This window comes from Arthrobacter sp. GMC3 (genome assembly GCF_002929305.1).
Classification (GTDB): domain Bacteria; phylum Actinomycetota; class Actinomycetes; order Actinomycetales; family Micrococcaceae; genus Specibacter.
In genome coordinates, this window is the sequence record NZ_PJIO01000175.1 from 1 (window position 1) to 510 (window position 510).

Consider the following 510-nt stretch of genomic DNA (forward strand, 5'->3'; position numbering starts at 1 on the left):
GGCCGAGCAGCGGCTGGTCAGCGTTTCGGTCAGCCTGACCACGCTGGACGACGAGCTGAAACGCATCATGGAGCCGCGCGCGGCCTCACCCTCGGCGCGGCTGCGGGTGTTGCGCACCCTGCATGAGGCTGGCGTGCCGGTCAGCGTGATGTGCGCGCCGATGATTCCGATGATCAACGACATGGAGCTGGAGCGGATGCTCGAAGCCGCCCGCGAAGCCGGTGCGCGCTCGGCCGGCTATGTGCTGCTGCGCCTGCCCCACGAAGTGGCGACGCTGTTCGATGAATGGCTGCAGGAGCATTTTCCGCAGCGCGCTGCCCATGTCATGAGCCTGGTGCGCCAATCGCGCGGCGGCAAGGATTACGACAGCCGCTTCGGCAGCCGCATGCGCGGTGAAGGCCAATTCGCCCAGCTGCTGGCGCAACGCTTTCAGCTGGCGTGCAAGCGCCTGGGCTTCAATCGACGGGATCAGAACTACGGCCTGGATTGCAGTCGTTTTGCCGTGCCGGG

1 protein-coding gene is annotated in these 510 nt (G+C 66.5%); it reads left to right on the forward strand.

The window, feature by feature from the left end:
* The coding region (locus CXQ94_RS24175) for a radical SAM protein (RefSeq protein WP_146070434.1) at positions 1 to 510 on the forward strand (510 nt) is incomplete at both ends.